This is a genomic window from Clostridium sp. LIBA-8553 (assembly GCF_057782465.1).
The window spans coordinates 510,677-532,689 of sequence record NZ_CM173489.1; the positions used below are offsets into that span (position 1 = coordinate 510,677).

General features: G+C 24.7%; 17 protein-coding genes. 16 read left to right on the forward strand and 1 reads right to left on the reverse strand.

Annotation, left to right across the window (positions count from 1 at the left end):
* Positions 1–4: 4 nt before the first annotated feature.
* A complete protein-coding gene (locus AC2JAQ_RS02145) occupies positions 5–196 on the forward strand; it encodes a hypothetical protein (RefSeq protein WP_488457683.1) in 192 nt (63 codons plus the stop codon).
* 52 nt (positions 197–248) lie between these two features.
* Here AC2JAQ_RS02145 and AC2JAQ_RS02150 read toward each other — a convergent pair whose 3' ends face one another.
* On the reverse strand, positions 249–2,072 hold the full coding sequence (locus AC2JAQ_RS02150; RefSeq protein ID WP_488457684.1) for an ABC transporter ATP-binding protein: 1,824 nt from the start codon (positions 2,070–2,072) through the stop codon (positions 249–251).
* A 737-nt stretch (positions 2,073–2,809) separates the two neighbouring features.
* Between AC2JAQ_RS02150 and AC2JAQ_RS02155 the strand changes: the two genes are divergently transcribed.
* The 15 genes from AC2JAQ_RS02155 to AC2JAQ_RS02225 all read left to right on the forward strand — a co-directional run bounded on the left by AC2JAQ_RS02155 (position 2,810) and on the right by AC2JAQ_RS02225 (position 21,962).
* Positions 2,810–4,750, forward strand: a complete 1,941-nt coding sequence (locus tag AC2JAQ_RS02155) for a polysaccharide biosynthesis protein (RefSeq protein ID WP_488457685.1) — start codon at positions 2,810–2,812, stop codon at positions 4,748–4,750.
* Positions 4,734–5,300 carry a sugar transferase gene (locus AC2JAQ_RS02160; RefSeq protein WP_488457686.1) on the forward strand — a complete coding sequence of 189 codons (567 nt, stop codon included), beginning with the start codon at positions 4,734–4,736 and terminating at the stop codon, positions 5,298–5,300. Before AC2JAQ_RS02155 ends, AC2JAQ_RS02160 begins: the two co-directional genes overlap by 17 nt.
* Positions 5,301–5,310: 10 nt before the next feature.
* Positions 5,311–6,054, forward strand: coding sequence for a glycosyltransferase family 2 protein (locus AC2JAQ_RS02165; protein WP_488457687.1), 744 nt, complete (start codon positions 5,311–5,313; stop codon positions 6,052–6,054).
* An 18-nt stretch (positions 6,055–6,072) separates the two neighbouring features.
* Complete coding sequence (locus AC2JAQ_RS02170) at positions 6,073–6,867, forward strand: glycosyltransferase (RefSeq protein WP_488457688.1); 795 nt, start codon at positions 6,073–6,075, stop codon at positions 6,865–6,867.
* Positions 6,868–8,187, forward strand: coding sequence for a UDP-glucose dehydrogenase family protein (locus AC2JAQ_RS02175; protein WP_488457689.1), 1,320 nt, complete (start codon positions 6,868–6,870; stop codon positions 8,185–8,187).
* A gap of 26 nt (positions 8,188–8,213) precedes the next feature.
* On the forward strand, positions 8,214–9,107 hold the full coding sequence (locus AC2JAQ_RS02180; RefSeq protein ID WP_488457690.1) for a glycosyltransferase family 2 protein: 894 nt from the start codon (positions 8,214–8,216) through the stop codon (positions 9,105–9,107).
* Positions 9,091–10,254, forward strand: a complete 1,164-nt coding sequence (locus tag AC2JAQ_RS02185; RefSeq protein WP_488457691.1) for an O-antigen ligase family protein — start codon at positions 9,091–9,093, stop codon at positions 10,252–10,254. The genes AC2JAQ_RS02180 and AC2JAQ_RS02185 overlap by 17 nt, the downstream gene beginning before the upstream one ends.
* A complete protein-coding gene (locus AC2JAQ_RS02190) occupies positions 10,229–11,077 on the forward strand; it encodes an SP_1767 family glycosyltransferase (protein WP_488457692.1) in 849 nt (282 codons plus the stop codon). Before AC2JAQ_RS02185 ends, AC2JAQ_RS02190 begins: the two co-directional genes overlap by 26 nt.
* A 10-nt stretch (positions 11,078–11,087) precedes the next feature.
* Positions 11,088–12,065 (forward strand): glycosyltransferase, encoded by a 978-nt coding sequence (locus AC2JAQ_RS02195; protein WP_488457693.1) that lies wholly within the window; start codon positions 11,088–11,090, stop codon positions 12,063–12,065.
* Entirely contained in the window at positions 12,058–13,119 is a 1,062-nt protein-coding gene (locus tag AC2JAQ_RS02200; RefSeq protein WP_488457694.1) for a polysaccharide pyruvyl transferase family protein, read from the forward strand. The genes AC2JAQ_RS02195 and AC2JAQ_RS02200 overlap by 8 nt, the downstream gene beginning before the upstream one ends.
* Before the next feature lie 25 nt (positions 13,120–13,144).
* Positions 13,145–14,659, forward strand: coding sequence for a lipopolysaccharide biosynthesis protein (locus tag AC2JAQ_RS02205; RefSeq protein WP_488457695.1), 1,515 nt, complete (start codon positions 13,145–13,147; stop codon positions 14,657–14,659).
* Positions 14,660–15,917: 1,258 nt separating this feature from the next.
* Positions 15,918–16,565 carry an RNA polymerase sigma factor gene (locus AC2JAQ_RS02210; RefSeq protein WP_488457696.1) on the forward strand — a complete coding sequence of 216 codons (648 nt, stop codon included), beginning with the start codon at positions 15,918–15,920 and terminating at the stop codon, positions 16,563–16,565.
* Between the two features lie 365 nt (positions 16,566–16,930).
* Positions 16,931–19,867, forward strand: coding sequence for a hypothetical protein (locus AC2JAQ_RS02215; RefSeq protein ID WP_488457697.1), 2,937 nt, complete (start codon positions 16,931–16,933; stop codon positions 19,865–19,867).
* 731 nt (positions 19,868–20,598) lie between these two features.
* Positions 20,599–21,294, forward strand: coding sequence for a YveK family protein (locus AC2JAQ_RS02220; RefSeq protein WP_488457698.1), 696 nt, complete (start codon positions 20,599–20,601; stop codon positions 21,292–21,294).
* A 14-nt stretch (positions 21,295–21,308) separates the two neighbouring features.
* Positions 21,309–21,962: a CpsD/CapB family tyrosine-protein kinase gene (locus AC2JAQ_RS02225; RefSeq protein ID WP_488457699.1), complete on the forward strand. Its 654-nt coding sequence runs from the start codon at positions 21,309–21,311 to the stop codon at positions 21,960–21,962.
* Positions 21,963–22,013: the final 51 nt, after the last annotated feature.

Genomic DNA, 22,013 nt, shown 5'->3' on the forward strand with positions numbered 1-22,013 from the left:
TTTTATGAAAAAATGGGAAAATCCAGAACTAATAATTTTAGGAGTTGAGAACACAGAATCAGATCCATTGGTGCCATTAGCACCACCAGATCAGGATTGTGATTGTTATTTAAGTGGAAATAATCATAGACATGGTGCGCCAGGTCAAGTAGATTGTCCTTGTTGCGGTGGTGGTAATAGACCAAACCCAAGTTAAGTTAAAAGAAGTCACTAATTTAAATTAGTGACTTCTTTTAATATGCTATGTCTTAAGTTAAAGTGATTTTTTCTAAATTATTTTTAGGGATTTCGTTAATATTTCCATCTTTTAGTTCTAAGATTCTGTTACATATACCTAAAGCAAGTGGTCTATGTGTTATTATTATGCAAATAGGCTTATGAGGAAGAGTTTTTATTGACTCAATTACTTTAAGTTCAGTTTCTGGATCAAGAGCTGAAGTTGCCTCATCTAAAATTAGTATAGGTTTATCTCTTAAAAATGCCCTTGCAATAGCTATTCTTTGAGCTTGTCCTCCTGAAATTCCAAGTCCATTTTCCCCAATCTTTGTATTAAATCCTTCAGACAGTTCATTGATAAAGTCAAAGGCACAAGCCTTCTTTGTTGCAGTAATTATTTCATCTATAGTAGCATTCGGTTTACCATGCCTTAAGTTATCTTCTATTGTTCCAGAGAAAAGAGTATCTCCTTGAGGAACATAGGATATAATGTTTCTATGATTAGAATTTAAAGTTTCCTTAGTATTATAGGTACTTGAGTCTAAGTTTTCTTCTTGTTCTTCTAGAGTATATAAAGCTAGAGATGGTTCTTCCTTATACTCTGAATCTAAATAAACAGCTCCCTTATTAATATTAAGTAGTGATAACAATATTTTTATTAAGCTTGTTTTACCTTGGCCAGAAGGACCTATTAATCCTATTATTTCACCAGAGTTTATAGTTAAGTTTAAGTTACTTAGTATAGGGTTGTTTTCATTATAAGAGAAAGACACATCTTTAAAATTAATGCTTAAGTTTGAAGAATTAATTTCAGATTGGTAATCTTTAAAAGAGACTTCCTTATCTATTAGAAGAGTATTACAATCTTTTAAATCCTTATGATTTTCAAGAGGAATTTCTTCAATTTCCATAAGTCTTTCAGTAGCAGCTATAGCACCAACTAAAGAAGGAAAGGTACTAGCTAGTGCTGAAAATGGTCCTTGAATTTTATTATAAAGTTGAAGCATTGCCATAAGTGTTCCATAAGTTCCAACCCCTTCTGAAAGATTTAAAGCACCCCAGCAAAAAATTGAAAAATATGCTATTGAGGAGCAGATTCCTAAAGTAAGTCCAGAACTTATGCTTATCTTAGTATTTTTTAAATTAAGGTTAAATCTATTTTTCTGAATATCACTAAGTTTTTCTAAATTAAGCTTTTCTAAGCAAAAAGTTTTTACTATTATTAGGTTCTTTATGCTTTCTTGAATAAATGTTTTATATTTAACATCCTCTTCTTGAATTTCCTTATATATTTTTTTTAGTTTTCTAGCAAACAATCTACTTATTAATAGTAAAAAAGGTCCTATGAAAACTGCTACCATAGCAACAGATGGAGCTAGATAAACCAAAGTTGTAAATGAAGCTATAAGGGTTATGGAAAGAGAAAATATAGCTGGTATTGTTTGAAGAACTGTACTTGTTATTGTATTAACATCACTAGTTAACCTGCTTAAAAGGCTCATACTATGATGTTTAGAAGATTCTTGCCAATTACTATAGGTTATATGAGCATAAAGCTTTTTCTGAAGCGTTTGAGCCATTTTAGTAGAGGTATAAGTTCTTATTAAAGCAGTTATTGGTGATGATATTAAATTAAGTAACATTATTGATGCCATAATTATTAACCATTTTACAACAGATGGAGTATTTCCAGAAATGGCACTATCAATTAAATTTTTAGAGACTAAGGCATCATAGACGCCTACTAATGAAAGAGCAGATCCTATTAATACTATTACAATTAACATAGGAATTATTATTTTTGATTGATTGTAAATCCATTTTATCTTTTTTAGTAATTCTTTTAATTCTTTCAAGTGAAGCACCTCTTAAATATAAAAATTAAAAATAGCTTTTATTAATATAACCTTCAATAAAAGCTTATTATAAATATTAACATAAAAATTTTGGGAATTTACCAACTAAATGTAAAATAAGGATTAAATTTAAAGATAAATAAAACCATTAAAAGTAAATGTGAGGAATTTTTCGAAGAAATTATTGAATAATAACTAAAAAAATTAAAATTTACAGGAAATTAATAAAAGAAGATTTTTGTCGAAAGAGAGAGAATTGTTTTTTGATATTTCCATAAAGATGTTTTTATGAAATTATTATTCAAAAGAAAAGAATAAAATTAAATTTTATTTAAAAATAAGATAATAAATAACAAAAAAAAACGTTTTGTTAAGAAAATGTAAGAAAAATCGTTCTTTAAGAAGAAAAAGAAATATTATATTATATTCGTGAACAAAGAAAAGTATAAAAATAAATAACGAGTAACAAAAATATTACAAAAATAATTAAGAATAATAAATTAAAGTTCTAGTTATATTAGCTTTATTTAAAGTATATATATTTCTTTGTGACTGAATTTATAATATGAAGCTTCAAATAAATTAATTCAGATGAAAAAGTAATATGAACTTAATTCAAAAGTTATATATTTAATAAATTTATGATTTGATTTGTAAAATTTTTTTAAAAAAGTAGCATTTTACAAAAAAGCGATACAATAAATGGTTATTTTATTAAGAAAGAAGGTAAAGTAAGGGTGTCTAGGGTAAGCAAATTAAAAAGTTTCCTAATTTTATTGGTAGATGTGCTACTGATAAATATATCATATATTTCTATAATGCTTGTAAAGTTTTCTACTCATAGACCAAGTCTTAAGGAGATTCCAACAGAGCATTGGGTAACCTATTTAAAATGGATGCCTATAATAGTACTTATATATTTGGTTTTATTTGGAATGTTTAAAATGTACAAAAGTTTATGGGACTTTGCAGGAATAGATGAATTTATGAAGGGAACTGCAGCTTGTGGTATTGGGTGTTTATTAAATTTAGTATTAATGTTATTGGTAAATAAAAAAGTGCCTGTAATGATAATATTATTAGCTGGTGTTTTAACCATGGTTTTAACCATAGGATTTAGGCTTTCTTTTAGAATGTACAGAAGGTTAATAGTTCATGGAACCATAAGAGGAATAGAAGAAAAAAAGAATGTTCTTATAGTAGGAGCTGGTTCTTGTGGAAGATTAGTTATAAATGAAATGAAAAGAGAAACTGGAGCTGGATTTAAACCTATAGGAGTTATAGATGATGATAGAAGTAAGTTAGGTACTTATATCAATGGGGTTAAGGTTTTAGGAAATAGAAATGAAATAAAAGAAATTGTAAAAAATCAAAAGGTAGATTTAATTTTAATAGCTATAGCTTCAATTACCTCAGAGGAGAAAAAGAGAATCATAGAAGTATGTCAACAAACTAAAGTTAAAATAAAAATTATGCCTGGAGTTTATGAAATGATAGGTGGAAAAGTCAATTTAACAAAGATGAGAGATGTTAATTTAAAAGACCTTTTAGGAAGAGAAGAAGTAAAACTAAGCAAGGATGAAATAAGAGATTATATAAGAAATAAGAGAGTCCTAGTAACTGGTGGAGGAGGTTCTATAGGTTCAGAATTATGTAGACAAATAGCATTATTTAATCCAAAAGAACTTATAATTTTAGATATTTATGAAAATAATGCCTATGACTTAGAAAATGAACTTAATAGAAGTTTCCCTAAATTAAATAAAAAGGTTGTTATAGCATCAGTAAGAGATAAATTAAGAATGGATTATATTTTTGAAAGATATAAACCTCAGGTAGTATTTCATGCTGCTGCTCATAAGCATGTTCCTCTAATGGAGTATAGTCCAGGAGAAGCTATAAAAAATAATGTTAAGGGAACTTTAAATACAGCTGAGTGTGCAGATAAATATAATGTAGAAAAATTTGTTTTAATCTCAACAGATAAGGCAGTTAATCCTACAAATGTTATGGGAGCAACTAAGAGAATTTGTGAAATGATTGTACAGGCTATAAATAAGAAAAGTAAAACAGAGTTTGTGGCAGTTAGGTTCGGTAATGTTCTTGGAAGTAATGGATCAGTAATCCCACTATTTAAAAAGCAAATAGCAGCAGGTGGTCCAGTTACATTAACTAATAAATATATAACAAGATATTTTATGTTAATTCCAGAGGCTGCTCAACTTGTTCTTCAAGCAGGAGCATATGCTAAGGGTGGAGAAATTTTCGTCTTAGATATGGGAAAACCGGTTAAGATATATGACTTAGCACAAAATCTAATAAGATTATCAGGGTATGAGCCTTTTGAAGAGATAGATATAGAAATAACTGGATTAAGACCAGGAGAAAAGCTTTATGAGGAGCTTCTTATGGAAGAAGAAGGATTAAAAGAGACTCCACATAAAAAAATATTTATTGGAAAACCTGGAGATTTTGATTTTGAAGAAATTAAAGAAAATATAGATGAACTTTTATATATAAGCAAGTACGGAAGTAAAGGTGAACTAAAAGATAAAATTGAGGAGTTTGTACCAACTTACAAGAGACTAGATAAAGAGGAAAATAATGAAGGAGCTAATTTAGAGATAGCAGCAACATTAATTGAAAGAGGGAATGAAGAGGATGAAGAGAATATTTGATTTTTTAATGAGTCTTATAGCACTAATAGTTTTTTCTCCATTAATATTCATAATTTCATTAATAATAAAATTAACATCAAAGGGACCAATATTTTTTAAGCAAAGAAGAATAGGAAAAGATAATGAAGAATTCTATATCTTAAAATTTAGAACTATGAGAGTAGATACACCTAATGTAGCTACCCATCTTCTAAAAGATCCATCATTATTTATAACTCCTGTTGGGAAATTTCTTAGAAAGACAAGCTTAGATGAATTACCCCAACTTATAAATATATTAAAGGGAGAAATGAGTATAGTGGGGCCTAGACCGGCCCTTTATAATCAATATGATTTAAAAGAAATGAGAACTGGAGTGGGTGTTCAGAAATTAGTTCCAGGATTAACAGGATGGGCACAAATAAATGGAAGAGATGAAATTCCTTTAGAAGAAAAAGTCACTTTAGATAAAGAATATATGGATATTCAAAGTTTTTTTATAGATATAAAAATAATATTCATGACTGTATTTAAAGTAGCTAAGAGCGAAGGTATAAAAGAAGGAGAGTAATAAATAAAAAATGGAATTAGTTTCAGTAATAATGCCTATGTATAATTCACAGAAATACATAGAGGAAAGTGTAAAGAGTGTAATGATGCAAACATATAGCAATTGGGAATTAATAATTGTAGATGATTGTTCAATTGATTTGGGATGTAATATTATAGAAAATATTCAAAAAAAAGATGAAAGAATAAAACTTATTAAGTTAGAGAAAAACTTAGGTCCGGCTAATGCTAGAAATGTGGCTATTAATAATGCAAAAGGGCGATTTATAGCATTTTTGGATAGTGATGATATATGGCGAAATAATAAATTGGAGGTCCAAATAAATTATATGATTAGTAGAGAAATAGCTGTGTCTTTTACTTCATATGAAATATTATTTATGGACAGAAAAGAAATAAGAAGTTTTAGTGTACCAGATAAAATAAGCTATAATGATTTGTTTTTCAAGAATTACATGTCATGCGATACAGTTATAATTGATAAAAAATATTTAAAAAATTTTAAATTTTATAATTTTGATAGGCATGAGGATTATTTGACTTGGTTAAAGTTACTTAAAGAATCAAAGGTTGCTTATGGGATAAATCAAAATTTAGCAACATATAGAGTTTCAAAAGGAAGTAGGTCGTCAAGTAAATTTAAAAATGTTATACCATTGTTTAATATATTCTTTAAAGAAGAAAAGTTAAACTTTATAAAATCATTATATTATACAGCTAGATTTTCAATTAATAGTATAAAGAAATACAGTTAATTTATTAAGGAGAATTTTATGAAGTTTGAAATTTTACTATCAACAATGAATAGATGTAATTTTGATATATTGGAAAAAATGAACATAAAAAATAATTGTCTTATAATAAATCAAACTGATTTTGACTCAGATGAAGAAATTATTAAAGATGGAAAAAAAATAAGAAGAATTGATTCTACAACTAAAGGATTGAGCAAAAGTAGAAATTTAGCTTTAGAGAAGTCTTTAGGAGAAATTTGTATATTAGCGGATGATGATTTAATTTATTTAGATAATATGGAAAAAATAATTTTGGATGCATTCGATGAAAATAAAGATTATGATTTAATAGCATTTCAAGTAGAAGGAATTGATAAGGAGTTTAAAAAATATCCTTTGAAAAGTAAAAAAATAAACTATATATCTAGTATGAAAATTTCATCAGTAGAAATAGCTTTTAGAAGAAACATTATAATTGAGAAAAATATATGTTTTAATGAACTTTTAGGGTCAGGTGCAAAGTATTTTATGGGGGAAGAAAGTGAATTTCTTTTTAGATGTATTGAAAATGGATTGAAAATAAAGTATATACCTTTAAAAATTGCAGATTTATATGTAGGTAATTCTACTTGGTTTAAAGGATACAATAGTGATTATTTTAAATCAAAAGGAGCTGCGTTTACAGCAATGTCAAAAAAAATGTCTTTAATTTTTATATTACAATTTGCTATAAGAAAATATAAGAAATATTATAAAACAATAAACATGATAAATGCTATTAAATTTATGATAATAGGAAAAAATATGTATTTAAGAGAATTGGGAGAGGATTAAATGAAAATAGTAGTTTCAGGTACAGGATATGTTGGATTAGTTACAGGAGCATGTTTAGCGGAAGTTGGACATAATGTTACATGTGTTGATATAGATACTAAAAAAGTTGAAATTATGAAAAAAGGAATTTCACCTATATATGAACCAGGATTAGAAGAAATATTAGTTGAAAATTATAAAAATGGGAGACTTAATTTTACAACTGATTATAAAAATGCATATAAATTTGCTGATGTGGTGTTTATTGGAGTAGGAACTCCAGAAAGAGAAGATGGATCTGCAAATTTAGATTATGTATTCGATGTTTGTAAGCAAATAGCTGAGAATGCAGAGAAGGATTGTTTAATAGTAGTAAAATCAACAGTACCTATAGGAACAAATGATAAAGTAGAAGAGTATTTAAATATTCATAAAAAAAATAATATTATATTTGAAGTAGCTTCGAATCCAGAATTTTTAGCACAAGGAAGTGCAGTAAAAGATACATTATATGCTAATAGAATAGTTATAGGGGTTGAGTCAAAAAAAGCTGAAAAAATATTAAAAGAAATTTATAGTGTATTTAACCAACCAATAGTTACTATGAATAGAAAGTCAGCAGAAATGGTTAAGTATGCATCAAATGATTTTTTAGCTTTAAAAATTTCATTTATAAATGAAATAGCTAATTTATGTGAAATAGTTGGAGCTAATATACAAGATGTAGTAAGTGGAATGAGTTATGACAAAAGAATAGGAGATAAATTTTTAAATGCTGGACTCGGATATGGAGGTTCATGCTTTCCAAAGGATACAAAAGCATTACATTGGCTGTCAAACGATCATGGATATGAGTTAAAGACTATAAAAGCGACTATAGAAGTAAATGAAAATCAAAAGTATAAATTATTTAGAAATGCTAAAAAAGTTTTAGGAAGTTTTAGAGAAAAAAAAGTTGCTATACTTGGTTTAACTTTTAAGCCTGGTACTGATGATTTACGAGAGGCACCATCTATACCTAATATAAAAAGACTAATAGATGAGGGGGCGGAAATAATAGCATATGATCCTGTTGGAATAGAGAAATTTAAAAAAGTTTGTCCATATCAAATAAATTATGCATATACTCCAGAAGAGGCCTTAGTTAATGCAGATGCTGTATTTATATTTACTGAATGGAATGAAATAAAAACATTAAGTCTATCTAAATATGAAGAATTAATGAAAAAATCAATAATTTTTGATGGAAGAAATTGTTATGAAATTGATGAAGTAGAAAAGAGAAAATTAAATTATTATTCTATTGGTCGTGAACCAATTTTAAATTTAAATAATATATAGAATTATAAGAATAAGAGGAGTTAGTTATGATAAAAGTTAGTGTAATTATAACTACATATAAGCGTTCAGAAATGTTGACAAGAGCTATTGATTCTGTTTTAAATCAAACTTATAAAAATATAGAAATTATAGTTGTAGATGATAATGATGAAAATTCAATATTTAGGAAGGAAACTTCTTTAATTATGGAACGTTATAAAGGAAATAAAAACATTATATATTTGAAACATAAAAAAAATAGCAATGGATCCGTAGCAAGAAATACTGGAATTTATAATAGTAATGGTGAATTGATAACATTTTTAGATGATGATGATTGGTATTATCCTGAAAAAGTAGAAAAGCAAGTTGAATTTTTGAGAATAAATACAGATTTTAAAGCAGTTTATTGTGCTTGTAATAGAGATAATAAGATAATTCCTAGTATGTTATCAGGAGATTTAAGTTTAGAAATTTTAAGTGGAAGAAATTTGATATACACTAATAGCATAATGATGTGGAAAAATGTAATTTTAGAATTTGAAGGATGGGATGAATCTTATAAAAAACATCAAGAAGCAGCATTTCTTTTAAGATATTTTAGTAAAGGACATAAAATCGGCGCTATGAATAATGTATTAGTTGAATTTGATATAAGTGATAGAAGTAATTTCCCTAACAGTATTGATAATGAACAACAAATAAGGAAATATCTTAACGATAATATTGACAAAATAAATTTATTTAGCAAAGATGAAAAAAAATTAATAATATTGAGCAGAGGAAGGGGTGTAATATTAAGTCATTTGAAAAATTGGAGAATATTACACGCTATGAAGGTTTATTTAAAATTATTTATAAAATATCCTTTAGCAGTTAATTTGGATTTTTTAGTTTATTCCAAAAATAAGGTTGGAAAAAAATATGAATTTCTTAAATAAAATTTCTAATGAATTTTTATTTGTTTATTATATTTTAAGTTCAATAATATTAAAACCTATAAATAATAGAGTAGGAAAAGCTTCAAAATTAATATTATTAATTAATTTAATTATAATTATATCAATATATCTATATAATAATAAACTAAAGTTAAGAAAAGAAAATTTAAAAGCCATATTTTTTATTATAATTGTTTTTATAGTTAATTTAATATATATGTTATTAAGAGAAAATTCATATATGATTAAATATTTCTATAACTTTTGTATATATGCTGTTATTCCATTAATTTTATTCTCGAATTCTAAGGATTGTAAAAAATTTATATATTATTATTGCAACTTTTCGATTTTAATATTTTTTATATATTTTTTAGATCCATTTTATGATTATAATTTATCTGAAACTTATATGAATTTTGGGTTTAATGGAATGTTACCATGCTTTATAGGTTTACATACTAAAAGAAAAATAGAAAAAAATAAAAAGTTTATAATATTAGAAATTATAGCATTAGTTGAATTGTTAATATTTGCTAATAAAGGAGCTTTTTTAGCTAGTATAATATATATTTTTTTAATATATATATTATCTAAAAAATACAAAAAGATTAATATTAAAAATACAATTATTTATACAGTAGTATTATTTTTAATATTTAATTTAAGAAGTATATTGAAAATAATATCAGAAGTATTGAAATCGTATGAAATAAATAGTTATTCAATAAACACACTTTTAGCAGCGTTGAATGGAAATAATATATCTTTAAACAGCAGAAATGAACTATGGGAAAATGCAAAAAATATTATATCAGAGAATTTAATATTAGGAAATGGAATGGGAAGCTATGAAGCTGTATATGGAATATACACACACAATATTTTCTTAGATATATTAATTTATTATGGTATTACTGGAAGTATTATAATTCTTATATTTGTATTAAATTCAATAGTAAAGATAATTGTAAGTAAAAATATATATTTTAAAATTTTTTCTTTAATGATATTAGTATCTTGGTGTCCAGTTCTATTATTAAGCTCTAATATTTATTTCAACTTTTCATTTTGGATATTTTTATTTTTAGGAATTTCTAATATAGGAGGAGATTCAATAATTGAAAAGAATAAAGTATTTTTATAGAAAAATATGTAGTAATAAGTATACAAAGGAAGTATTGTATTATTTATATAAAAATATAAACAATTTATTTAGACATTTAATAAATTGTCCTAGTATAAAAGATGAGAATGAGTTAATTAAAAGAATAATAGATGAAAAGTGTTCATTAGCTAGATATGGAGATGGTGAATTTAGAATAATATTTGGAAAAGATATCGGATTTCAAGAATATAATGAGTTATTAAGTATTAGATTAAAAGAAATTTTGAAAAGTAATGAGAAAAATTTTATTGTTGGATTACCCGATGTATTTAGTGATTTGGAAAAGTATACAAAAGAATCAGTTTTTTATTGGAGTGAAGTATTAACTTTTAACAGATTAAAATGGATTAAATTATTAAGTAAAGAAAAAATTTATTATAATTCATTTATTTCAAGGCCGTATATAATTTATAAAGATAAAAAAAATTCTAAACAAAAATTTGAAAACTTAAAGAAAATTTGGAATGATAAAGAAATTGTAATTGTTGAAGGGGAAGAAAGTAATTTAGGTGAAGGTAATGATTTGTTTAAATATTGCAAGAAGGTGGAAAGAATAAAATGTTCTGCTGAAAATGCTTTTTTCGAATATAATTCAATAATTGAGAGAGTAAAAACAGTTGAAAAGAATAAATTAATACTAATTTCATTAGGACCAACGGCTACAATTTTAGCTTATGATTTATTTAGACTAGGTTTTCAAGCAATAGATATAGGACATATTGATTTAGAATATGAATGGTTTTTAAAAGGTGTCAGTAAAAAAATAAAAATAATTGGTAAATACACAAATGAATGTAATTGATGGAGGAATAATGGTTGATCTAAGTATTATAATACCTGTTTATAATGTTGAGAAATATATAGAAGAATGTATTGAATCTGTTTTAAATCAAAATTTAGATAGTTTTGAAGTAATAATAGTTAATGATGGTTCAACTGATAAAAGTATGGAAAGAATAAAGAAGTTTTTGGATAATAGATTTATAATTATAAATCAAAAAAATTTAGGGTTATCATCAGCAAGAAATACAGGATTAAAGAATGCAAAAGGAAAATATATATTATTTTTAGATAGTGATGATAAATTGAAAAAAAATACGTTAAATGAATTGGTTAGTAATATAAAAAGAGATAATTTAGATATTTTACTGTGTAATCATAAAAAGTTTGATGAAAAGTATGTAGTAGAAAATAAAAGATGCAATGAAATTATTAAATCTAATATTATGAATGGTTTTGAAATGCTAAAACTTCAACTAAAAAATAGGAATTATTGTGTACAAGTTTGGGATGACATATATAATACTAATTTTCTTATTAGTAATAATTTGCTGTTTAAAGAAGGTATTATTTATGAGGATGAAGAGTTTATGACAAGAGTATTATTAAAAGCTAAAAAAGTAAAATATGAAAATAATTCATTTTATTTATATAGACAAAGAATGAATAGCATAACTAAAAAAGCTGTTTCAGAAAAAAATTATAAAAGTTTATTAGAAGTTATAAAAAGTTTAATTAATATATTAAACAATGAATGCGATGAATTTAAAGAAATTTTATCTTTACAAATAAATAATCTTATTGAAATTTATATTGAACTTTCAGGAATTCATGAAAAAAAATATTTGAAATTTATGGAAAAAGAAATTGGTTATTATTTAGAATCAAGTAATAATAAAAATTTATTGTTGAAATTTTTAAAAAATAAATTGATTTTATATTTTTATTATAAAAGATTGATTAAGATAAGAAAAATTCTTTTTAACAAATTAGGAGTATCAAATGGTTAATAATATAAAAATTTTGGTTAAAAATTTAGGATTTTATAAATCAGTATTAAAAAACAATTTTAAAGAAGAAAATGATATTTTATTAAAAAAAACAAAAAAGAAAAAAATCTTTATGATGCAGACTCCTGAACATGAAAATTTAGGAGATCATGCAATTGTTTATGCACAAAAAGAATTTGTGAAAAATATTTTACCATCTTATGACATTGTAGAAATACCACTATCAAAAGTTTTAAGTCAAACTAAAAATTTGAAAAAAATAATATCAAATGATGACATAATTATAATACCTGGTGGTGGAAATATGGGAGATTTGTATATTGGGGAAGAATATATAAGACGTTATATAATAAAAAAATTTAAGAATAATAAGATTATATCTTTTCCTCAAACTATATGTTTTACAGAAACGTCATATGGAGAAAAAGAATTAAGTAAAAGTAAGAAGGTTTATAATAAACATAATAATATTAAAATTGTTGCTAGAGAAAAAAAATCATATAAAATTATGACTAACACATTTAAAAAAGACAATATAATATTAACTCCTGATATAGTTTTGTTTTTAGATAAAAGAAATAATAACAAAAGAAGAGGAATAGTAACTTGCTTAAGAAGAGATATAGAAAAGAATATTAGTGAAGAAGATACAAAGAAAATATATTCAATTTTAAATGAAAATTTTGAAAAGGTAACAGTAACAGATACTATACTAGAAAAAAGTGTTTCTATTGAAGAAAGAGATAAAGAATTGACCAAAATATGGAGAACTATAAGTAGTGCTGAGGTTGTTATAACAGATAGATTACATGGCATGATTTTCTGTGCAATAACAGCAACACCATGTATAGTACTAAAAAATTCTAATCACAAGATTGAGGAAAGCTATAAATGTTGGCTTAAAGATTTAGAATATATTAAATTAATAGATTATTGTGAGATTAATAATCTTAAAGATTTAGTAGAAAGTTTAAAAGAACAAAATAATAAGGATAAAGTTTTTAATGATTGTAAAAATAAATTTGAAGATTTAAAAAAAGCTTTATTATTGTAAAAGATTTAGTAATTAGAGGAATATTATGAAGTATAAGAGTAGAACATATAATTCTATAAAGAATATAGTTTTTTCTTTAGGGAATCAAATAGCAATTATGTTTCTAAATTTTTTCAGTAGAGCTATCTTTATACAAGTGCTTGGAGCTGAATATTTAGGAATTAATGGTTTATTTTCAGATATATTGATGATGCTATCATTAGCTGATTTAGGATTAGGTAGTGCAATGATATATAGTTTTTATAAACCATTAAAGGAAAATGATAATATAAAGATTGTAGCTTTAGTTAACTTCTATAGAAAAATTTACAGAATAATAGCATTAGCTGTTGCTATAATTGGAATTTCTTTAATTCCGTTTTTAAATGATTTAGTAAATATAGAAAATCCTATAGAAAATTTAAAGTTGTACTACATACTATTTTTAATCAATTCTGTAGTTTCATATTTATTTGTGTACAAATCATCTGTTATTAATGCCGATCAAAAGGGATATATACTATCAACTTATTCTACAGTAATAAATATTATTAGAATCATATTACAAACAATATTTTTATTTGTTACTAAAAATTATATTATTTATTTAATAATACAAATTTTTAGTACATTTATAAATAACTTATTTATATCATATAAAGCAGATAAAATATATCCGTTTTTAAAAGGTGATAATAAATTGAGTAGTGAAGAAGAGAAAAATATTTTTTTAAATATTAAAGCAGTATTTCTTTATAAAATATCTGGTGTTTTAATTAATGGAACTGATAATATTTTAATTTCTACAATAGTTGGTACTGTATTTGTAGGATATTATTCAAATTATAATATGATTATAAGTACTATAAGTAGATTTATTACAACTATATTCAGTTCTTTAAATGCTAGTATAGGAAATTTGATGTTAGAGGAAGATTTTGAAAAAAAATATGAAGTATTTAAGTTATTACAGATGTTTAGTTTTATAATTGGAATTATATGCACTATTTGTTTATATATTTTAATAAATGATTTTATTATATTATGGATTGGAGAAAATTATATATTAGATAATTTCACATTAATTGCTATATTAGCTAATTTTTATTTATCATGTGTATTACCGCCGATTTGGTCTTATAGAGAAGCTACTGGTTTATTTATAAAAACTAAGTATGTGATGTTGATGACTGCTTTGATAAATATTATATTATCAGTATTATTGGGATTAAAGTTTGGAATAGGTGGAATAATTTTGGCTTCAGCATTAGCAAAATTAAGCACATATTTTTGGTATGAACCAATTCTTCTTTTTAAAACATATTTTAATGAGTCAGTTAAAGAATATTTTAGATTACATTTAATTAATTTTACTATTTTATTAACAACATCTTTTGTTACAGTAAAAATAACAAAAAGCATTTTAGTAACTGGTTGGCTAAGTTTAATCTTAAAAGCAATAATAGTATTTACAATACCTACTTTAATCTGTTTATGTATATTTGTTAGAACTAAAGAGTTTATTACCTTGAAAGGAAGGATTAAACAGTTTTTAAAATAGAAATAAGGGTATTTATTAAAATTCTGTGAAGCTAATAAAGTAGATACAGCTAAAAAACTTTATTTTTCTAAGTAGCACTTCAATATTAAACTGAAGTGCTTTTTTTGTTTCAATTGAACTTTCTAGTTATTATATCAAGCAATATATTTTTTATGTATTGATTAAAGAGAACATTAATTTTTCAATTCTAATATTACAAAATAATTGGCAATATTTTGTTGAGGGAGCATTCCACTATTTTATTAGAGTGTAATAGAATACACAATCTAAATAATATCATCAATCAGTTTGGATATTTATACAAAGTATATTTAATTCACATTTCTCATTAATATTAGAAATTGTAAAATTACGTTTTAAAATTTTTTCTAAGATTTTTAGATTTATTATGCGGTGTTGGTCTATATTTTTTTATTATTATAAATTTTAAACATAATTTCTTTATAAATCTTTAAGTTTTCTTCAGGAATATATTAAAGCAACCTTTAGAAGTAAAACACGTATTTTATGAGTTACAGATGTTCAGTTACTTCTTTTCATGTCCTAATTATGTCTTTTTTTATTTATCATTTTCCTATTTAATTTAACTATTTGTTTTAAGCTTATAACTTCATTATTAGAAATTTTAATTTTTCTATTAGTCTTTATACAGCTATTTATAGTTGATTTTGTAATATCATATAATATCGTGAATAATTTTTGCGTTTTAGGAAGTTAGAGAATGAAAATAAGAAAAATAGTTATATGTAAAAATATCTAGGAATATTTTAAATTTTCATAGCTTTTTCTAACTTTAATTCATATTTATATAGTGAAGACTTATTTATTACTATAAATGTAGGATTTAGTTTACTTAATAAAAGAATTGTTTAGTGAGGAGAGTATTTTTATTTTCTTTACTTTTACTAGCAAAAGAATAAGCTATTTCATTTATGTATTTATTGTAAAAATATAGAAAATAATAAGTTTTTTCATTGAGTTTTAGAATTTATAATGATAAAATTAATTTACAATAAATAACATAACAGTACAAGTTATGTAAAATAACTTGCGATAAATAGATTTAAATAACATAACTGAAAAATATTTATTTAGAATGATAGGATTTCTAAGTTTAAAGTTAAATACTCTAAGAAAGTAAAATTTTTGTTTGTATAAATGAAAATTTTATAGGTAGTAGCTATCAGATGAATTTTTGATTTGAGAGGTTTTAAAATTAAGAAAATGATAGGTATTAGGTTAGGGGAGAGTATGAGTTATGGAAAGAAGGGTAAGTGAGTTAAGAAGCAAGGGGTTAGTTTGGCTTAGAGAAAATGCAAAGAAAGGAAATAGAGCTGCAATCAATGAACTTATTTTAAGAGCAAAGGATGGAAATAAGGATGCTATGGCAGAAATCATAGGGTTATATGAAGGATTAATTCATAAGCATGCATCTAGATTCTTTTTAAATGGGTATACCCTTGAGGATTTGGAGCAGATTGCTAGATGTGTTGTTATTGAGTCAGTTCATAAGTTCGATGGAGATTTTGGTTCAGATTTTATATTCTTTGTAAGTACTAATGTTAAAAATAAGCTTGGAACAATGGGCAGAAAAAAGGATAACAATGAAAACTTTTCAAGCTTAGAAGAACCCACTAGATCTGGAGTTATTATTAAGGATACTCTTGAAGATAAGATTTCTATAGAGGATGAGTATATAGAAAAGGAAAGAATAAGAGCTTTAATAAAAGTATTAGGATCATTACCTAAGAGTGACAGAGAATTCATATTATATGTTCATAAGGACAGAGGAAATCTACAAAAATATTATGAAGAGCATAGAGATGAAATGACTTATGGGAAGGTTAGACATAGAAAAGATAGCTTATTAAAAAAGATTAGAGAAGCAATGAAAGATTATAAATAGATAGTTTACTTTTTAGATGATATGTCAAAGTGAAAAAGAATAAAACCTATAAACTATTAGATTATCTAATAATCCTAGGGGAAAGGGGATAAGTTTTATTTTAAGTAGCTTTTGATATATCATCTTTTTATTTCTTCAATATTTAAACTTATTATTAAAAACGCTAGTGGCGTATAAAATGAATCAAGCTTATTTAATATAATTAAGTTAGGCTATATTTTAAACTAGTGTTGATTTTCAGAGCGAGCTGTAGGATAACCTTAAAATTAACATTGACTTAAAATAGAGCCTTAAGTTAAAGAAAAATAAACTATGTTAAATATTATTTTGAAGTTTAAGTTTAATTTGAGGGAATAGGTGAATTTATGAACAGATTAGAAAAGGAAAGAAGCGTTTCTTTGCTGGAACCTAAAAACAGAGGAGTTTTTACTGTTAATTTTAAGCATCCACTACTGGTGGATAGTAAGAGCAATGTAAAGTCCATTACTAAGAGTTTAGGAGCTGATGTAGGAAAAGATTATGATAAGGCCAAAGAGATAGTTGATGAAATTAAAAGCATCATAAATAACAAGGAGTGTTATGGTGACTTTAATGGGTATTTAAAATGTAAGACAATGTATAGTAAAAAGGCTGTTGATATTGTTTTTGATAATACTATCTTTAAAAATGGATTATATGATGATTTTAAAGTGGATATATTAGAGAAGTATATTCCATTAAAGAGTAGAAGGGAGAATGGCAAAAATTTATGCTTAAATAAAATATGTGAGTATAAGGATAAAAAAATTCAATTAATAGGAAAAGGAAATAAATCTATAAAAAGAATACTGTCTCAATACATAGGATCAGTAAAAACAAATTTTTTAGAAGTGAATAGAAGCATTAATATGGAGGGAAGTTTTGAAGCGCATATTTGTAATAAATCAAATGAACTTGAATTCGTATGTACATTTTTATCAAAGGAAGCCTTAACATATGAACTTAAAAAGAATATATATTATTCAATAGAAGCTTTGCTTTTAAGTGAAAAGTTAAATAATAAATATGGCCTTTACTCCAATGATGAGACAAATGAAGAAAGTAAGTTAAGCATATATAGAAATTTAACTGAAGGAAGACATGGAGAAAATAGTTTTAACTTATTATTTTATAATTTTAAATTAGGAAATGATTTTGCATATATTAATGAAGAAACTCATTCACTATATAATAAAATAACAGAAAAAGTTAAAAACTTAGCTAAGGATTCATGGATAGGATTTTGTAATATTAATAAGAAGACAAATTTTATTTATGGTGATAATAAGGATGAATTAATAAAGGAAGCTTATTATAAATTTTTAACTAAAGAGGATAAAGAGTTTTCTGAAAGATTTAATAGCTTAATTGAAGAGATTATTAAAGAAGTAGAACATAAGAGAGTGAATATATTAAAGAATTTTCTTGAAGAAGCTAAGAATCTTGGAAATGAAACAAAGTGGACTCTTAAAATTTTAGATAGAGAATGTGGTAAAGAAGCTGTTTTTTCTAATAAAGATAGGTTATGTCATAAGGATGAATTATGTGATGCAAATATATTATATGGTGAAGATAAATTATTTGATGAAGATAAGTCATTTGATAAAGGTGAATTATATGCCAAAGGTAGATTAGTTGATGAATGTGAATTATATGGTGAGGATAGATCATTTAATGAATATGAATCATCATATGTTGAAGAGGAGAATTTAAGGTTAAATGATTTAAAGAGCATATCTTCTATGGCATCTGTTTATTTTAGTTTATCCTATAGAAAAGATGAAGAGGATTCAAAGGAAAAGTTAGAGAAGGATCTTGTTGATTTAGAATTAATTAATAAAAAGCCAGATCAGCATTTGAGAGAACAGTTTTTTAGGATTTTGGAGTGTTTTTCAAGTAGTAGTGAGGAATTAAGAGGAATAACATTGAAACCATTAATTAATGGAATAAGAATAAAGGGGAATTTTAAGCCTTTATGGATTAATGATGAAGAAAAATTTGAGAATCTTATATTATCTTATTATGAAGATGAATTAAATAATGAAAAGAGTATTTCTAATGAAGTAAGAAAAAATATGGTTAATTCTCATAGAATACTTTGGGTTTTAGAAGAAAATGAAAATAGTATATATAATGAAGAAATATTAAAATACTTAATAATAAATGGATATTTAAATAAGAGTAGACTTTGTTTTATTGAAGATGAAAGTTCAAAAGGTTATTTTGAAAATAGAGAAGATAGAAAGTATAGAGAATATATAAAATGTAGAGAATATAAAGAAAATAAGGAAGATAAAGAGGAAAAGGAATATAAGAAATGTAGCGGTTATAATTTTAGTCATTATGAGAGTGTGAATGCTGCAATAAGAAAGCTAGATTCTCTTTTAAATTCCATAGGAAAAGAAGGATACTTTGGTGATAAATTTATTAGTGTAAGAGAAGAAATATATAAGAATAAATTAATTAATAAAGGGGTTTTACTAAATAGTTTAGACAAGATTATATTAAATAGAGAGTTTGCTTATAAGGATGAGAAGAGAGCTTCTGAAGATAAAAAGAATATAGAAGCTTTAATTAGTCTAGGGGCAGAGAGGGAAGATTCTAATTTAAAGGATGTATTCTTAAGCTTAAAAAAATCCTTTGAGGAAAATAAAGTTTCAGTTTATGAAACAGTTAGAAATCTTGAAAAGTTAATAATCGATTATGAGGAAGATAAAGAAGTAGTTTTGGAGTGGAGTAAGCCTTCTTATAAATATGAAAAGTTAGTATATTTAGGATTATCCATAAATAAAACATTTAGAGAGAAATTCATAAAGCTTATCAATTCATCAAATTGGCAGGAGCTAGAAAGTTTTAATAGTAAAATAGTCTATAACTATAAAGGAAGAGCAGAAGGTGTTTTATGTCCAGAATATATCCTTGAATGTATTATAAAAGAAAAGCTACTTTCATACTTATTAAATCCTGAATCAATGAAAAAAGAAATTAACATTGAAGAATTTGAAGATGGGGTTATGGCTATTATGGAAAGCCTTTCTGGAGAGGTTCTAGAAGAAGTTAAAAGAATTGTGGTATATGACAATTTAGAGAAATGGGAGAAAGGAATTGTTGGAATAGAAGGGGAAAGCTTGATTAATAGAAGAAAAAATATAGAGAATATAATAAATGAAAGTTTTTATATTGATTATGAATTATTAAAAGAAGATAGAATTCTCTATTTTATGAAGGAAATTTTAATTAATAATAAATTTTTTAAGCAAATTAAGAGTGAGATAAAAATTTAGTTCTTTTGTTCATCACATGATTTAAAAGATTTTTATTTTGAAAGTAGTTTGCTAATATAAAAAATAAAGCTGAAAAAATATAGCTTTATGAATTATTAAGTGATAGATAAGAATATTAAAACTTTTAAGAAAATAAATGTAGTTTGGTAAATAAGATTACAGTAAACAAGTTGTTTAAAATAGGGTAAGTGTTTATCAATTTTATATATTTAGACGTGGTTTTGGTAGGATAAAATAGGTAATTTAATATTTAGTTCAGGATATATCTTTTTGATTATATTATCAGAAAGATATATTTTTTTTGTTTAAAATGTTTTCAAAAATAAGTTAACAAAAAGTTTACAAAAATATTTTTGTAGAAAAAAGTCAAATTATTAAAAAGAAATTATAGATATATTTAAGTTATAAAACTTAATAAAAGTATAAAAAATTAAAAAATAAAATATGTATAAATATAAATTTGTATTAATTTGGTTTGAAAAAAGTTAATATGATATTACTCCAAAATTTTACATGTAATATAAAGTAATTTTTTTTAATTTTAATTTTATTTTTATTTAAATTTAATAATTTAAATAAATAAAAAAAGAAATTAATAATACATTAAGAAAATGTAACCACTTTATGAAAATTTTATTTTGGTATATTATATTTAAGTGAGATATTTTGTTAATATAATAAAAACTATATTAAAAATTGCTTAAGAAATACTTAATAAAATAGGAGGTTTCATGGAAGAGAATACTATAAGCTTACAAGAAATTGCTTACGCTTTAAAGAAAAGGTGGAAATTAATAGCTTTAATAACTATTGGGGTAACTTTAATTTCAGCAATATTAAGTTTTTTTGTTATAAAACCACAATATGAAGCATCAACTAAGCTTTTTATTGGTAAGCAGGAATCACAAGATAATAATGCATATAATAACAATGATGTAATGATGTATCAACAGCTTATGAAGACATATGCAGAGCTTGCAAAGACTTCAGATTTGGTTACTAAGGCTGTTAGTAATGCTGGATTAAATTATGATTCCAAAGAAATTAAAGGAATATTAGAAAATTTAACTGTTACACCTAGTGCGGATACTCAAATATTGGATCTTAAATATAAAGGTAGAAATCCAAAGGAAGTTTTAGAAGTTACAGAAGCAATAAATAATGAGTTTATTGCTGAATCTAAAAAACTTATTCCAAATGGAAATATTCAAATAATACAAGCCCCTCAACTTCCAGAGCATCCTGTTAGTCCGAATAAAAAGCTTAATATAATTATTGCTTTTGTTTTAGGACTTATGGTTGGTGTTGGAGTAGTGCTTCTACTTGAATATTTAGACAATACATTTAAATCAAGAGAAGAACTAGAGAAAACTTTGGATTTACCTATAATAGGAGCGATTCCAGACTATAATAATCTTGATATTTAAGGAGAGGAAAGTGAATGTTAATACTAGAGAGTAATCCTCAGTCAGTTGCAGCTGAGAGTTATAGGACGCTAAGAACAAATATACAGTATTCATCTTTTGATAATCCTGTTAAGTCAATTGTTATGACTAGTTCAGAACCAGGAGAAGGAAAATCAACAACTAGTGGAAATCTAGCTCTTTCCTTTGCACAGGATGGAAAAAAAGTAATACTTATAGATTGCGATTTAAGAAAACCAGTTGTACATAAAAATTTTGGAATAAGTAATTCTATTGGGTTGTCAGAATTTTTAATTGGTAGTACCGAATTTAGTAAAGTAGTATATAAACATGAATCAGGACTTCATGTATTACCATCTGGAACAATTCCTCCAAATCCAGCGGAGATGCTTGCATCGAAGGCTATGGAGCATTTAATAAGTCAATTAGAAGAAAAATATGATTACATAATATTAGATACGCCACCAGTAAATGCTGTAACAGATTCAAAAATCCTTTCAACAAAGGTAGACGGAACAATATTAGTTGTAAAGTATGGACAAACTAAAAAAGATGCTGTAGTTGAGGCTGTGAAAGGCTTAAGAGCAGTTAAAGCTAATATAATAGGAACAGTATTTAATGGAGAAGAGACTCAAAGGGGAAAATACTATCATTATTATAAAAAATATTAATAGTTAAAATAAAACAGCTTAACACTCCAATTATATTGAAGTGTTAAGTTG

What these genes read in the sequence shown, in the direction of transcription:
- AC2JAQ_RS02145 (WP_488457683.1), top strand. Translation starts at nt 5, where the DNA reads ATGAAAAAATGGGAAAATCCAGAACTAATAATTTTAGGAGTTGAGAAC.
- AC2JAQ_RS02175 (WP_488457689.1), top strand. Translation starts at nt 6,868, where the DNA reads ATGAAAATAGTAGTTTCAGGTACAGGATATGTTGGATTAGTTACAGGA.
- AC2JAQ_RS02215 (WP_488457697.1), top strand. Translation starts at nt 16,931, where the DNA reads ATGAACAGATTAGAAAAGGAAAGAAGCGTTTCTTTGCTGGAACCTAAA.
- AC2JAQ_RS02195 (WP_488457693.1), top strand. Translation starts at nt 11,088, where the DNA reads ATGGTTGATCTAAGTATTATAATACCTGTTTATAATGTTGAGAAATAT.
- AC2JAQ_RS02185 (WP_488457691.1), top strand. Translation starts at nt 9,091, where the DNA reads ATGAATTTCTTAAATAAAATTTCTAATGAATTTTTATTTGTTTATTAT.
- AC2JAQ_RS02205 (WP_488457695.1), top strand. Translation starts at nt 13,145, where the DNA reads ATGAAGTATAAGAGTAGAACATATAATTCTATAAAGAATATAGTTTTT.
- AC2JAQ_RS02180 (WP_488457690.1), top strand. Translation starts at nt 8,214, where the DNA reads ATGATAAAAGTTAGTGTAATTATAACTACATATAAGCGTTCAGAAATG.
- AC2JAQ_RS02200 (WP_488457694.1), top strand. Translation starts at nt 12,058, where the DNA reads ATGGTTAATAATATAAAAATTTTGGTTAAAAATTTAGGATTTTATAAA.
- AC2JAQ_RS02210 (WP_488457696.1), top strand. Translation starts at nt 15,918, where the DNA reads ATGGAAAGAAGGGTAAGTGAGTTAAGAAGCAAGGGGTTAGTTTGGCTT.
- AC2JAQ_RS02160 (WP_488457686.1), top strand. Translation starts at nt 4,734, where the DNA reads ATGAAGAGAATATTTGATTTTTTAATGAGTCTTATAGCACTAATAGTT.
- AC2JAQ_RS02165 (WP_488457687.1), top strand. Translation starts at nt 5,311, where the DNA reads ATGGAATTAGTTTCAGTAATAATGCCTATGTATAATTCACAGAAATAC.
- AC2JAQ_RS02225 (WP_488457699.1), top strand. Translation starts at nt 21,309, where the DNA reads ATGTTAATACTAGAGAGTAATCCTCAGTCAGTTGCAGCTGAGAGTTAT.
- AC2JAQ_RS02220 (WP_488457698.1), top strand. Translation starts at nt 20,599, where the DNA reads ATGGAAGAGAATACTATAAGCTTACAAGAAATTGCTTACGCTTTAAAG.
- AC2JAQ_RS02170 (WP_488457688.1), top strand. Translation starts at nt 6,073, where the DNA reads ATGAAGTTTGAAATTTTACTATCAACAATGAATAGATGTAATTTTGAT.